Below are 13107 nucleotides of genomic sequence, written 5' to 3'. Positions count from 1 at the left end.
TCCCACAGCTCGGCGGTTTCGGCATGCCCGGGCGCCCCGACGATCCTCCCCCGTTGACACCCCGCGCCATTCCCGCGATGTTATATTATAACATCGGCTGCGGCGGAGATCGCTTCCCGTCCGATGCAGGGCGTTTTCGGCATGAACTGGTTTCGTAGGCACATCACACAGGGATCCCGGCTGGCGCTGTTCGCGCTGGCGATCCAGATGGTGCTGGCGTTCGGCCATTTCCATGCCGACCGCGCGGTGGCTTCGCCCGGCGGCGCGTCGATCGAACTGGCGCAGCCGCCTGCCGGCCCCGCCCACGACCAGCACCCGGCCGACCAATGCGACATCTGCGCCGTCACGGCGATGGCCGGCACGATGCTGTCAGCGACGCCGCCGGTCCTCGAACTGCCGCCGGCCATGGAATTCCGGCGGATCGCCACACCGGCTGAATTCGTCGATCTCGCCACGCCCGGCGTCGCGTTCCAGCCGCGCGCTCCACCACTCTCCTGACCTTGAAGCTTTGCTGATCGCTGCATTCGCACGGCGATCTTTTCAGGGTTCGATCTGCCCCGCAGATCCCGGTTCGCGCCTCGTTCATCGCGGTAGCGCCGGCATAGTCAGGACACACCATGCCATTCCGTTTCAATCGCGCCGTGCTGCTCGGCGGCTCCGCCATCGCCGGACTCGGCCTGCTCGATGGCGCAGCGCTTGCGCAAAGCGCGGCCCCCACCGAACTGCCCGCCGTCACGGTCAACGCGCCGAGCCCGATCGCGCGCCGCAAGCCCGCCGTGGTGCGTGCGCCCGCCCGCATCGTGCGCGCCGCTCCCGGCCGCAACGCCGGCCAACCGCCCGCCGACACCGCGGCTGCGCCAGCACCACAGCAGGGCGTGCTGCCTGTGGTGACCGACCAGTTCGCTACCGTCACCGTGATCCCGAATGAAGAGATCCGCCGTTCCGGCGCCACCACGCTTGGCGACCTCTTGTTCTCCAAACCGGGCATCACGTCTTCCGGCTACGCGCCCGGCGCGGCGAGCCGGCCGATCATCCGGGGGCTCGACGTCAACCGCGTCGGCATCGTCGAGAACGGCGTCAGTAGCAACGGCGCCTCCGATCTCGGCGAAGATCACTTCGTCCCGGTCGATCCGTTCGCGACCAACCAGGTCGAGGTGATCCGCGGCCCCGCCACCTTGCGCTACGGTTCGCAGTCGATCGGCGGCGTGGTCTCGGCGAGCAACAACCGGATTCCCGATGCGCTGCCGGCCTGCGCCGTGGCGCCGTTCCAGAGCTATGGCCTGCCCGCCAAAGCGCCTTCGATCGGCACGCAGGCGTCGTGCATGAATGCCGAGACGCGGACCTCGATCTCGTCCGGCGATCGCGGCGTCGAGGGCGGCATCCTGCTGGATGCCGCTGGCGGCAATGTCGCGGTTCATGCCGACGTCTACGGCCGCCGCGCCAGTGATTACAACGTGCCGAGCTATCCCTATGCCGCCCCCGGCCAGGCCTTCAACGGCCGCCAGCCGAATTCGTCGATGCAGTCGAGCGGCGCGTCGCTCGGCGGCTCCTGGATCTTCGACGGCGGCTTCATCGGCGCGGCGCTGACGCAGAACGACACCATCTATCATATCCCCGGCAGCGAAGCCGCGGCGGCCGGCACGCGGATCGACGGCCACCAGACCAAGTTCACCACCAAGGGCGAGTACCGCCCGGACGCCGCGGCGATCGAGGCCATCCGGTTCTGGGCGGGGATCACCGACTATCGCCACAGCGAGATCGGACTCGCCGATCCCAATGATCCGACGACGGACGGCGTGCGCCAGCGCTTCACCAACAAGGAACAGGAAGGCCGCATCGAACTGCAGATGATGCCGTTCAACGCCCGCTTCGCCACGGTGACCACCGCGTTCGGCGTGCAGGCCAGCCATCAGGAACTGACGGCGCCGAGCCCCGACGACCCGACCAGTCCGCTGAACGGATTGTGGGATCCCAACAAGAACACCAAGGTGGCGGGCTATGTGTTCAACGAGCTGAAGTTCACCGAGACCACCAAGGCGCAGGTCGCCGGCCGCATCGAGCACGTCAACCTCACCGGCACGACGCCGAGCGTCATTCCGGACACGTTCGACCTCGCAGCCGATCCCGGCGCTATCGGCGCGGCCACCGGGCGCGACCTGTCGTTCACGCCGAAGAGTTTCAGCCTCGGCCTGATCCAGGCGCTGCCGTGGAATCTTTCGGCCAGCGTCACCGGGCAATATGTCGAGCGCGCGCCGAAGGCCGCCGAACTGTTTTCGCGCGGCGGTCATGATGCGACGACGACGTTCGACATCGGCAATCCCGATCTCGGCATCGAGACCGCCAGGTCGGTGGAAGTCGGCTTGCGCCGCGCCACCGGGCCGTTCCGCTTCGAACTGACCGGCTACTACACCCAGTTCAACGGCTTCATCTATCGTCGCCTCACCGGCAACACCTGCGGCGATGGCGTCTGCGTCGCCGGTCCCGGCCTGGAGCTGAACCAGGCGATCTACTCGCAGCGCGACGCCACCTTCCGCGGCGGTGAATTCCAGAGCCAGCTCGATGTCGCGCAGATCTACGGCGGCACCTGGGGCATCGAGGCCCAGGCCGACATCGTGCGCGCGACCTTTGCGGACGGCAGCAACGTGCCGCGAATCCCGCCGGTACGCGCCGGCGGCGGACTGTTCTGGCGCGATGCCAACTGGTTGACCCGCATCAACCTGCTGCACGCCTTTGCGCAAAACGATGTCGCCGTGATCGCGGAGACGCCGACCGATGGCTACAATCTGCTGAAGGCGGAAGTGAGCTACAATACGAAACTCGATCCGCGGATCTATGGCGCGAAGGAGATGACCGTGGGGCTGGTCGGCAACAACCTGCTCAACGAGAACATCCGCAACGCCTCGTCCTACAACAAGAACGACGTGCTGATGCCCGGGCTGAATGTGCGGGCGTTTGCGAATTTGAAGTTCTGAACACTTCTGTCGTTCCGGGATGCAGCAGACGGCGAAGCCGGCTGGTGCAGGCCCGGAACCTCGAGATGTTCATCGTCACGCCTCCAGGTTCCGGGTTCGCTCGCGCTGGTGCGCTCGCGCCCCGGAATGACGGAGAGTTACTTCCCCGCGTCCCAGTCCGGCCGGATCGCGCCGGCGATTCCGTCGGCGGCGCCATCGACGAGCTCCAGCACCAGAAGGCGCTTCTTGTCAACCGGGCCGGGCATCGTCACCGAACCCGGCGGGATCAGCTTGAAACCGACCCGGCTGTAATAGGGCTCGTCGCCGACCAGCACGATCAGCCGGTGGCCGGCCTTGCGGGCGTCGCCGATGGCGCGATCGAGCAGCGCGCGGCCGACGCCGCGGCTGCGGAACGGCGGCTCCACCGTCAGCGGGCCGAGCAGCAGCGCCCGCGTCTGGCCCACACAGATCGGCAATTGCCTGACAGAGCCGACCAGCAACGTGCCGATCCGTGCCGTGAAGGACAGTGCCGGCAGGTGGCCGACCTGCTCGCGCAAGCGGTAGGCTGACAGCACGTAGCGGCCGGGCCCGAAGGTACGGGCATGAAGACGCTCGATGATCTGGGCGTCGTTGGCGTTTTCCGCCAGGATGGTAAGGGAGAGATCGGTCATGTCGGGGGGCGGGATAGCATTTGGCGACGCCCCGGTCCATCGCGGGCGCAAGCAACAGGATCAGTCCCGCCAGGTGGCGCCCACCGGCCGGCCGCCCAGCACCTCGGCGATCCGCAGCCTGGTGCCTTCCGTGGTGTCCCCGGGCAGCGCATCCACGGCAAAGAAGCCGGTTTCGGCGATCTCGCGGTTCGGCTCCGGCATCCGGTCCTGCCGAAACGCCCGGACGACGTAGACCGCGACGTGGTCGCGCACCGAGACATGGCTGTTGAAATAGACGCCGAGCAACACCGGGGAGCCCAGCACCTCGATGCGGCCCTCCTCCATCAGTTCGCGAACGAGTGCCTCGCTGAAACTCTGGCCGACCTCGACGCCGCCGCCCGGCAGGTACCAGCCGGAGACATAGGTATGCCTGACCAGAAACACGCGGTGATCGGCATCCAGCACCACCGCACGAACGCCGAGCGTCATGCCGCGGGCAAAGCGGAAATACAGGTGGAAGATTTTTCGCAGATACGGCTCGAGCCGCTGCCGCAGGGTCGGGTCGGTCATCGCGGCGGGCGTCCTGGTCTGGCTGACGGCTGGTCCTTGCGTAACATCCGCCACCTTGCCAAACCATTGCAGGATTTCACAGGGTGCATGACCGATGACCACGTTTACGCTCGCGCACCTGTCGGACGCGCATGTCCCGCCGCTGCCGCAGCCTGATCTGGCCGAACTGCTCGGCAAGCGGATACTCGGCTATCTCAACTGGACCCGCAACCGGCACCGCATCCACCAAAGCACCGTGCTCGATGCCCTCGTTGCCGACCTCAAGGGGCAGCGGCCGGACCACATCGCCGTCACCGGCGACCTCGTCAACCTCGCTTTGGCCGCGGAATTCGCGCCCGCCCGGGCCTGGCTCGAGAGCGTCGGGACGCCGGATCACGTCAGCCTCGTGCCGGGCAATCACGACGCCTACACCAACGACGCCGTGCCGCGCTTTGCCAGGACGTTCGGCGATTACATGCGCGGCGACCACGGCGCCCCGGGCTTCCCCTATCTGCAACGCAGGGGACCGCTGGCGCTGATCGGCCTCTCCACCGCGGTGCCGACCGCGCCCTTCATGGCGACAGGCACGCTCGGCAAGGCGCAGCTCGACGCGCTCGACCGGATGCTGGGCGATTTGTCGGCTGCACAGCTTTGTCGCGTGCTGCTGATCCACCATCCGCTACGTTCCAAACACAAATACAAACGCCTGACCGATTCCGAGGCTTTGCAGATCGTGCTGAAGCGCCATGGCGTCGAGCTGATCCTGCACGGCCACGACCATATCCATTCGACGATGTGGTTCGAGGGGCCGAGCGGCCGCATTCCTGCGATCGGCGTGCCGTCGGCATCGTCAATCGCCGACGGGCATCGGCCGGCGGCGGCGTACAATCTGTTTGCGATCGAACGCGCGGGCGATCGGTGGCACTGCGCGCAGACGGTGCGCGGGTTTGGCGACGGGACTGGGATACACGAGTTGCAAAAGGCCGTACTGATATAGCGACTGTCATTCCGGGATGCGTTTCAGTCGGCGCAGCCGACGGAAGCGCATCCCGGAATGACAGTGACGCAACTCAATATCCCAGCGCCGCCACGACCAGCGCTACGCCGAACAGCGCCAGCGCGCCGACGGCCATGCCCAGGACAAATGCCGGAAACCGGCGCCGCGGCTTGCTGACGACCGCTGACGGCGCCGACACCAATGCGTGTTCGCGCTCGATCAAACGGCGCGCAACGTAGTCGATCACGGCCTTCACGATGACAGGGACGTCGTGCGATTCCGCGAGCACCACGCGGCCGGAGCGGGTGTCCTGCACGAAACGGTAGATGCGCTTGTCGCGGCCCATCGCGACATGGGCGACCATGTCGATCCACAGCCGCGGCGTTTCGCCCTGGCTGATGCCGCGGTCGAACAGATCAACCTGCGGCGGAATTTCGTCGAACAGAGAATCCAGCGCGTCGTTGAGAATCTCCAGCCGCGCCACCTCGGCGTCGCGCAACTCGACCACCACGGCGCTGCGGTCCGCCGCCTCGATCCGCGCACGACGCAGCGCATCGCGCAGCCGCATCGGCCTTTCTTCGGGTTGGATTCCGCGGGGTGGCACGTCCGACATACTCCCGGCTCTGTGACGCCATTCTCATCGAAATTAACCTATCAGTAACCATGGGTCCGGAAAAGGCCGTTTGTTTCCAGACACTTCTGCCCGACCACGCAACAACAGCCCCACCCGGTTGCCCGGATGAGGCCGCTGAAGTCCCTGGACGACGCTCTAGACTTGGTTATCCAGACTTTGTTTCCAGACTTGGCTTCCAGACTTAGGCCGTCAGGCCATCGCGCGCTGCGGTTCCTCGACGATCGAGAACCGCACGCCGGCGCGATGCCGGTTTTCCTCGGAGACGCTCTTCCAGGCGTCTTCCGCTTCCTGCCGGGTCTTGAACGGACCCTGCACCTGCGCCGAACCTTCGACCAGCTTGTGGAAGTTCATCGAACCGAACTCGCCGCCGATCACCCAAAAATTGCTGCCTGACATGATAGCCTCCTGTTGTTGCGGTTAGCCGAACTGGTTCATCGTGTTGTGCGCGCCGCCGGCCTTCAGAGCGGCCTCACCGGCGAAGTATTCCTTGTGATCATCGCCGATGTCGGAGCCGGCCATGTTCTGATGCTTCGCGCAGGCGATGCCCTGACGGATTTCCTGACGCTGCACATTCTTCACGTAGCCCAGCATGCCCTGCTCGCCGAAATACGCCTTTGCGAGATTGTCCGTCGAAAGCGCTGCCGTGTGATAGGTCGGCAACGTGATCAGATGATGGAAGATGCCGGCGCGCTTGGCTGAATCAGCCTGGAACGTGCGGATGAGCTCGTCGGCTTCGATCGCCAGCGGCGTGCCGTCGTACTCCACCTTCATCAGCTCGGCACGGTTGTACTTGCTGACATCCTTGCCGGCTTCCTTCATCGCATCGTAAACCTGCCAACGGAAATTGAGCGTCCAGTTGAACGACGGCGAATTGTTGTAGGCCAGCTTCGCGTTCGGGATCACCTCGCGGACACGATCGACCATCTTGGCGATCTGCTCGATATTAGGCTTCTCGGTCTCGATCCACAGCAGGTCAGCGCCGTTCTGCAGCGAGGTGATGCTGTCGAGCACGCAGCGGTCTTCACCCGTTCCGGCGCGGAACTGGTAGAGATTGCTGGGCAAGCGCTTGGGACGCAGCATCTTGCCGCCACGGTTGATGATGACGTCGCCGTTGCGGGCGTTCTCGGCCGTGATCTCTTCACAGTCGAGGAAGCTGTTGTACTGGTCGCCGAGATCGCCGGGCTTGTGGCTGACAGCGATCTGCTGCGTGAGGCCTGCGCCGAGCGAGTCCGTGCGGGTCACGATGATGCCGTCCTCGACGCCCATTTCCAGGAACGCGTGGCGGCAGGCACGGATCTTCGCGAGGAAGCCTTCGTGCGGCACGGTGACCTTGCCGTCCTGATGGCCGCACTGCTTCTCATCCGAGACCTGATTTTCGATCTGCAGGGCGCACGCGCCTGCTTCGATCATCTTCTTGGCGAGCAGATAGGTCGCTTCGGCATTGCCGAAGCCGGCATCGATGTCGGCGATGACAGGCACGACGTGGGTCTGGAAGTTGTCGATCTTCTCGATCATCGCCTCTTCCGTCGCCTTGTCGCCGGCCTTGCGCGCGGCGTCGAGGTTGCGGAAGATGTCGTTGAGCTCGCGGGAATCCGCCTGACGCAGGAAGGTGTAGAGCTCTTCAATCAGCGCCGGCACCGAGGTCTTCTCGTGCATCGACTGGTCCGGCAGCGGGCCGAATTCCGAACGCAGCGCAGCGATCATCCAGCCCGACAGGTAGAGATAGGTGCGATCGGTGGTGCCGAAATGCTTCTTCACCGAGATCATCTTCTGCTGGGCGATAAAGCCGTGCCAGCAGCCGAGCGACTGGGTGTACTTGGTGGGATCGGCATCATAGGCGGCCATATCGGCGCGCATCAGCGACGCGGTGTAGCGCGCGATATCGAGGCCGGTCTTGAAGCGGTTCTGCAGGCGCATGCGGGCCACGGCTTCGGCGTTGACGCCGTTCCAGGTGTCCTTGTCCTTGAGCAGCGCTTCGGCCGCCTTGATTTCGCTCTGATAGGAAGCTGGCCCCTGGATGGCCAGATCGCTGATCCCACGTGGCTGGAAGTTCATGTCCCTGATCCCTTCGATGACGAAAAATCCGCAACTCTTATCTTCGACATCGTTTCGACATTCGTGACAGATCGTTGCGTAACGTACCGAAAGCTAAACGCCATAAAGCCGATTTCGTCCAGATGTCTTGTGTTTTAATGGTGATGCAATGTAACATCACGACTTGTAACAAATGTCATTTTGTAAAAATTGTCACAAACAGGTATCGGGCGATGGCTGGCGACTCCGCAAAAAAACTGTTCGTCGGCCCCCGTTTCCGGCGGATTCGCCAGCAACTCGGCCTGTCGCAGACCCAGATCGCCGAGGGGCTGGGCATCTCGCCGAGCTACATCAACCTGATCGAGCGCAACCAGCGCCCGGTGACCGCGCAGCTCCTGATGCGGCTGGCGCAGACCTACGACCTCGATTTGCGCGACCTCGCCACCGCCGACGAGGACCGCTTTTTCGCCGAACTGAACGAGATTTTCTCCGACCCGCTATTCCGGCAGATCGACCTGCCGAAGCAGGAGCTGCGCGACCTCGCCGAACTCTGCCCCGGCGTGACGCATGCGCTGCAGCGGCTGTATGCCGCCTATGCCGAAGCCCGGCGCGGCGAAACGCTGGTGGCGGCGCAGTTCGCCGACCGCAACGAGGGCGGCCATTACGAGGCCAACCCGATTGAGCGCGTTCGGGACCTGATCGAGGCCAACCGCAACTATTTCCCCGAACTCGAGCAGGCCGCGGAAGCGCTGCGCGACGAGATCAACGTGACGGCGCAGGATCTCCACTCCGCGCTTGCGACGCGGCTGCGCGAGCGGCACTCGGTCGTCACCCGCATCATGCCGGTCGACGTGATGCGCGAGACGCTGCGCCGTTTCGACCGGCATCGCCGGCAGCTATTGATCTCCGAACTGGTCGATGGCCCCGGCCGCGCCTTCCAGCTCGCATTCCAGATCGGCCTGTCCGAATGCAGCAGCCATTTCGAGGCCATCGTCGGCCGCGCCGGCCCGCTCGACGATACGCCACGGCGGCTGTACCGCATCACGCTGGCGAACTACTTCGCCGCCGCGGTGCTGATGCCTTACGCAGCGTTCCATGGCGCTGCGGAAGCACTGAGCTACGATCTGCAGGTGCTCGGCCAGCGCTTCAATGTCGGCTTCGAGCAGGTCTGCCACCGCCTCACCACGCTGCAACGCCCGACCGCACGCGGCGTGCCGTTCTTCATGCTGCGCGTGGATAACGCCGGCAACGTTTCGAAGCGATTCTCGTCGGGCACTTTCCCGTTCTCGAAATTCGGCGGCACCTGCCCGTTGTGGAATGTGCACTCCACCTTCGACACGCCGGACCGCCTGTTGAAGCAGGTGATCGAACTGCCCGACGCCAGCCGCTATTTCTCGATCGCGCAGATGGTGCGCCGGCCGCCCGCGCCGCACGGCCAGCCGCAGCCGCGCTTCGCCATCGGGCTGGGCTGCGAAATCCGGCACGCCTCCAAGCTGGTCTATGCGTCCGGGATGGATCTGGAAAAAACCGAAGGCACCCCGATCGGCGTCAACTGCCGGCTCTGCGAACGCGAAAACTGCAGCCAGCGCGCCGAGCCGCCGATCACCCGGACGCTGATACTGGATGAGAACACGCGGCGGGTATCGAGCTTTGCGTTCAGCAATGCGCGGGAGTTGTAGGACGCCGATAGTAATGGCTCGTCATTGCGAGCGAAGCGAAGCAATCCAGAAAGCCACAAGCTCTGCAAGACTGGATTGCTTCTTCGCAAGGGCTCCTCGCAATGACGGAGCGAGACGTGGCGACGACGCGAAAGTCGAAACGCCGTCATGGCCGGGCTTGTCCCGGCCATCCACGTCTGTATTCCTTGGGCATTGAGAACGTGGATGCCCGGCACGAGGCCGGGCATGACGGGGGAGAGGCCGGTGCTTATGCTGCGAATGACCTTGCGGATGCGAGCCATCATTTCTGTTGCGGCGATCGCGATAGCCGACCTTGCTTCGCCCGCATCCGCGCAGTTCGCACCACCCGTTCAGGTCCGACCGGTAGCGGCCTCCACGACGGCCAGACCCGTCACAGCAACCAGCCTCCGCGGCGCCACCTGCCACGGCGGGCAGAGTTTTGACCAGTTCCTTGCCGGGCTGAAGCAGCAAGCCTCCGCTGCCGGGGTGTCGTCGCGCGCCATCGCCGCGGCGACGCCGTGGCTGGTCTACGACCCCAGGATCGTCAACCGCGACAGGGGCCAGCGGGTGTTCGGCCAGCCGTTCACCGAATTCTCGCGCCGGATGGCGGCGGACTACCGGATGCAGAACGGGCAACTCAAGATCAAACAGCATGCGGCGGCGTTCGCGCGCGCCGAGAAAGAATTCGGCGTACCGCCTGCGGTGATCGCGGCATTCTGGGCGCTGGAGAGCGATTTCGGCGCGCAGATGGGCAACCTGTCGACGCTGCCCTCGCTGGTGTCGCTGGCCTATGACTGCCGGCGCTCGAAGATGTTTCAGGACGAGACCATTGCCGCATTGAAGATCATCGATCGCGGCGATCTCGCGCCCGCCGAGATGATCGGTTCGTGGGCCGGCGAACTCGGCCAGACGCAATTTCTGCCGACGCATTACTACAATTACGCCGTGGACTATGACGGCGACGGCCACCGCAACCTGCTGCGATCAGCCGATGACGTGATCGGCTCGACCGCGAACTACATTGCCAACGGATTGAAATGGCGGCGCGGCGAGCCGTGGCTGCAGGAAGTGCGCGTCTCCGCCAATGTTCCGTCTAGTTTTCCTTGGGACCAGGCCGACCTCACTGTCCAGTTGCCGCGCGCGAAATGGGCGCAATACGGCGTGACCTACCCGGACGGCAGGCCGCTACCGAACGACAATATGCCGACGTCACTGCTGCTGCCGATGGGGCGCTTTGGCCCGGCGTTTCTCGCTTACGCCAATTTCGCCGCCTACACGGAATGGAACAACTCGCTGATCTATTCCACCACCGCCGGCTATCTCGCTACCCGCATTGCCGGTGCGCCGCGGATGCGGCTGCCGGTGACGCCGATCCCGCAACTGCCGTTCAACGAATTGAAAGAGATGCAGCAACTCCTGGTCCGCGCCGGCTTCAACGTCGGCAAGGTGGACGGCATCATGGGCCAGCAGAGCCGCACCGCGGTGAAGGCGATGCAGGTCAAATACGGCCTGCCGGCTGATTCCTGGCCGACCGCCGAATTACTGGCGCGGCTGCGCGGCGGCTGAGCTGTGAAATAAAAACCGCGCCGCGGTTGTTCCCGGCGGACGGCTCCCTAAGTCCATGCAGCAGCATCTTTCTATTTGCCGGCGCTGCACGGCGTAAATTCACTGAAAAAGAGCGCCACATGTCATTCTACGACTCCGCCGTGCCGGCCTATCTGCAGATGCTGGTCAGCCTGTCCGCCAACCTGAAGAAGGCCGAGGCCTACGCCGCGACCCGGAAGATCGAGCCGGCCACCCTGCTCGACGCACGGCTGTTTCCCGACATGCTGCCGCTGCGCAGGCAGATCCAGCTGGCCTGCGATTTCGCCACCAAGGGCGTTGCGCGCCTGACCGGCAGTGAGGTGCCGTCGACACCCGACGTCGAAACGACGTTTGACGAACTGCAGACGCGAATTGCCAGGACCATCGATTACCTCAAGGCTTACAAGCCTGCGCAGTTCGACGGCGGCGAGACACGTGAGGTCACCTTCCCCACCGGCCCCGGCCAAACGACCACGCTGTCGGGCCAGCAATTCCTCTCCAGCTTCTCGCTGCCGAGCTTCTATTTCCACATCACCACCGCGCACGGCATCCTGCGCATGAGCGGCGTCGAAATCGGCAAGCGCGATTTTCTCGGCGCGAACTGAGCGGCCGACAACGGTGCGTTTCGGCCGCCTGGTGCGCGGCCGAAAGCATTTTTATCCCGATCATCCTGCGATCGCGGTGCATTTCATCTGTTCGTGAATGCAGCCATGCCAGCCATTGCCAAGGCGCGCGCGAATGCACACTTCAAGCGTATTGGTCATTTCCCGGAAAAATCAAAATGAGCACGTCCAAACTTTTCGAACCCTACAAGCTTGGCCCGATCACCCTGTCGAACCGCACCGTGATGGCGCCGCTGACGCGCAACCGCGCGATCGCAGGCCTGGTGCCCAATCCGCTCGCCGTCGAATATTACGCCCAGCGCGCCTCTGCGGGTCTGCTGATTACCGAAGCGAGCCAGATCTCGCAGCAGGGCCAGGGCTATCAGGACACCCCCGGCATCTACAGCAAGGAACAGATCGGCGGCTGGAAGAAAGTAACCGATGCCGTGCATGCCAAGGGCGGCCACATCTTCATCCAGCTCTGGCACGTCGGGCGCATCTCGCACACCGACCTGCAGCCGAACAACGGCAAGCCGGTCGCGCCATCCGCGATCCGCGCCAAGGGCAAGACCTACGTCAACAACACCTTCACTGAAACATCCGAGCCGCGCGCGCTGGAGCTTTCCGAGATTCCCGAACTGATCGAGGATTACCGGGTTGCCGCGAAGAACGCGATCGAAGCCGGCTTCGACGGCGTCGAAATCCACGCCGCCAACGGTTACCTGCTGGAACAGTTCGCGCGCGACTCGACCAACAAGCGCACCGACGAATATGGCGGCTCGATCGAGAATCGCGCGCGCTTGATGCTCGAAGTCACCAAAGCCGTCGTGAAGGAAATCGGTGCCGACAGAACCGGCATCCGCATCTCGCCGGTGACGCCTGCCAATGACGCCGCCATCGACAGCGATCCGCAAAAACTGTTCGACTACATCGTCGACGGTCTGAGCGCGGAGAAGCTTGTCTATCTGCACGTCGTCGAGGGCGCCACCGGCGGCCCGCGCGACAACGCGCCGTTCGACTACGCCAGCCTGCGCAAGCGCTTCAAGGGCGCCTATATCGGCAACAACGCCTACGACCTCGCGCTCGCCGAGAAGGTGCTGGCGGCCGGTGAGGCCGACCTGATCGCCTTCGGCAAGCCGTTCATCTCGAACCCCGATCTGGTCGAACGCCTGAAGACCGGCTCGGCGCTCAACAAGCCCGACCAGGCGACCTTCTACGGCGGCGGCGCCAAGGGCTACACCGACTATCCGACGCTGGCTGAAGCCAGGCAGGCGGCGGAGTAAACCAAAGCTCCGTGTCATTCCGGGATGCGCGTCTTCACGCGCAGACCCGGAAACCCGAAGTAATTCATCTCGAGATTCCGGGTTCGCGCGCAAGCTGCGCGCGCCCGGAGCGACAAAACAAAAAGGCCGGGAGCGATCCCCCAG

Annotated in this window: 12 protein-coding genes; 7 read left to right on the top strand and 5 right to left on the bottom strand. The window is 64.4% G+C overall.

What is annotated here, in order from left to right; translation table 11 throughout:
• The first annotated feature begins 123 nt into the window (after positions 1 to 123).
• Positions 124 to 498 (top strand): DUF2946 family protein, encoded by a 375-nt coding sequence (locus JWQ24_RS04655; protein WP_299804963.1) that lies wholly within the window; start codon positions 124 to 126, stop codon positions 496 to 498.
• A 119-nt stretch (positions 499 to 617) separates the two neighbouring features.
• Complete coding sequence (locus tag JWQ24_RS04650) at positions 618 to 2972, top strand: TonB-dependent receptor (protein ID WP_299804960.1); 2355 nt, start codon at positions 618 to 620, stop codon at positions 2970 to 2972.
• A gap of 137 nt (positions 2973 to 3109) precedes the next feature.
• Here JWQ24_RS04650 and JWQ24_RS04645 read toward each other — a convergent pair whose 3' ends face one another.
• Entirely contained in the window at positions 3110 to 3622 is a 513-nt protein-coding gene (locus tag JWQ24_RS04645; protein WP_299804957.1) for an N-acetyltransferase, read from the bottom strand.
• Between the two features lie 60 nt (positions 3623 to 3682).
• Positions 3683 to 4171, bottom strand: coding sequence for an NUDIX domain-containing protein (locus JWQ24_RS04640; RefSeq protein WP_299804954.1), 489 nt, complete (start codon positions 4169 to 4171; stop codon positions 3683 to 3685).
• Positions 4172 to 4265: 94 nt separating this feature from the next.
• Between JWQ24_RS04640 and JWQ24_RS04635 the strand changes: the two genes are divergently transcribed.
• Complete coding sequence (locus JWQ24_RS04635) at positions 4266 to 5147, top strand: metallophosphoesterase (protein WP_299804951.1); 882 nt, start codon at positions 4266 to 4268, stop codon at positions 5145 to 5147.
• A 73-nt stretch (positions 5148 to 5220) separates the two neighbouring features.
• Here the strand turns inward: JWQ24_RS04635 and JWQ24_RS04630 are convergent, their stop codons facing one another.
• From JWQ24_RS04630 to JWQ24_RS04620, 3 genes are all read right to left on the bottom strand, one after another.
• Entirely contained in the window at positions 5221 to 5760 is a 540-nt protein-coding gene (locus JWQ24_RS04630; RefSeq protein WP_299804949.1) for a hypothetical protein, read from the bottom strand.
• A gap of 210 nt (positions 5761 to 5970) precedes the next feature.
• Positions 5971 to 6177 carry a hypothetical protein gene (locus tag JWQ24_RS04625; protein WP_299804946.1) on the bottom strand — a complete coding sequence of 69 codons (207 nt, stop codon included), beginning with the start codon at positions 6175 to 6177 and terminating at the stop codon, positions 5971 to 5973.
• A 21-nt stretch (positions 6178 to 6198) separates the two neighbouring features.
• Entirely contained in the window at positions 6199 to 7836 is a 1638-nt protein-coding gene (locus JWQ24_RS04620) for an isocitrate lyase (RefSeq protein WP_299804943.1), read from the bottom strand.
• Positions 7837 to 8048: 212 nt separating this feature from the next.
• Here JWQ24_RS04620 and JWQ24_RS04615 point away from each other — a divergent pair, with 212 nt between their 5' ends.
• The 4 genes from JWQ24_RS04615 to JWQ24_RS04600 all read left to right on the top strand — a co-directional run bounded on the left by JWQ24_RS04615 (position 8049) and on the right by JWQ24_RS04600 (position 12963).
• Entirely contained in the window at positions 8049 to 9494 is a 1446-nt protein-coding gene (locus JWQ24_RS04615; protein ID WP_299804940.1) for an XRE family transcriptional regulator, read from the top strand.
• A gap of 249 nt (positions 9495 to 9743) precedes the next feature.
• Positions 9744 to 11060 carry a lytic murein transglycosylase gene (locus JWQ24_RS04610; RefSeq protein WP_299805043.1) on the top strand — a complete coding sequence of 439 codons (1317 nt, stop codon included), beginning with the start codon at positions 9744 to 9746 and terminating at the stop codon, positions 11058 to 11060.
• 119 nt (positions 11061 to 11179) lie between these two features.
• On the top strand, positions 11180 to 11683 hold the full coding sequence (locus JWQ24_RS04605; protein ID WP_299804937.1) for a DUF1993 family protein: 504 nt from the start codon (positions 11180 to 11182) through the stop codon (positions 11681 to 11683).
• 176 nt (positions 11684 to 11859) lie between these two features.
• Positions 11860 to 12963, top strand: coding sequence for an alkene reductase (locus JWQ24_RS04600; RefSeq protein ID WP_299804934.1), 1104 nt, complete (start codon positions 11860 to 11862; stop codon positions 12961 to 12963).
• Positions 12964 to 13107: the final 144 nt, after the last annotated feature.

Source organism: Tardiphaga sp., from assembly GCF_028290495.1.
Lineage (GTDB): Bacteria > Pseudomonadota > Alphaproteobacteria > Rhizobiales > Xanthobacteraceae > Tardiphaga.
The sequence above is the reverse complement of the archived record's forward strand: the minus strand, read 5'-3'. Positions and strand labels throughout refer to the sequence as shown.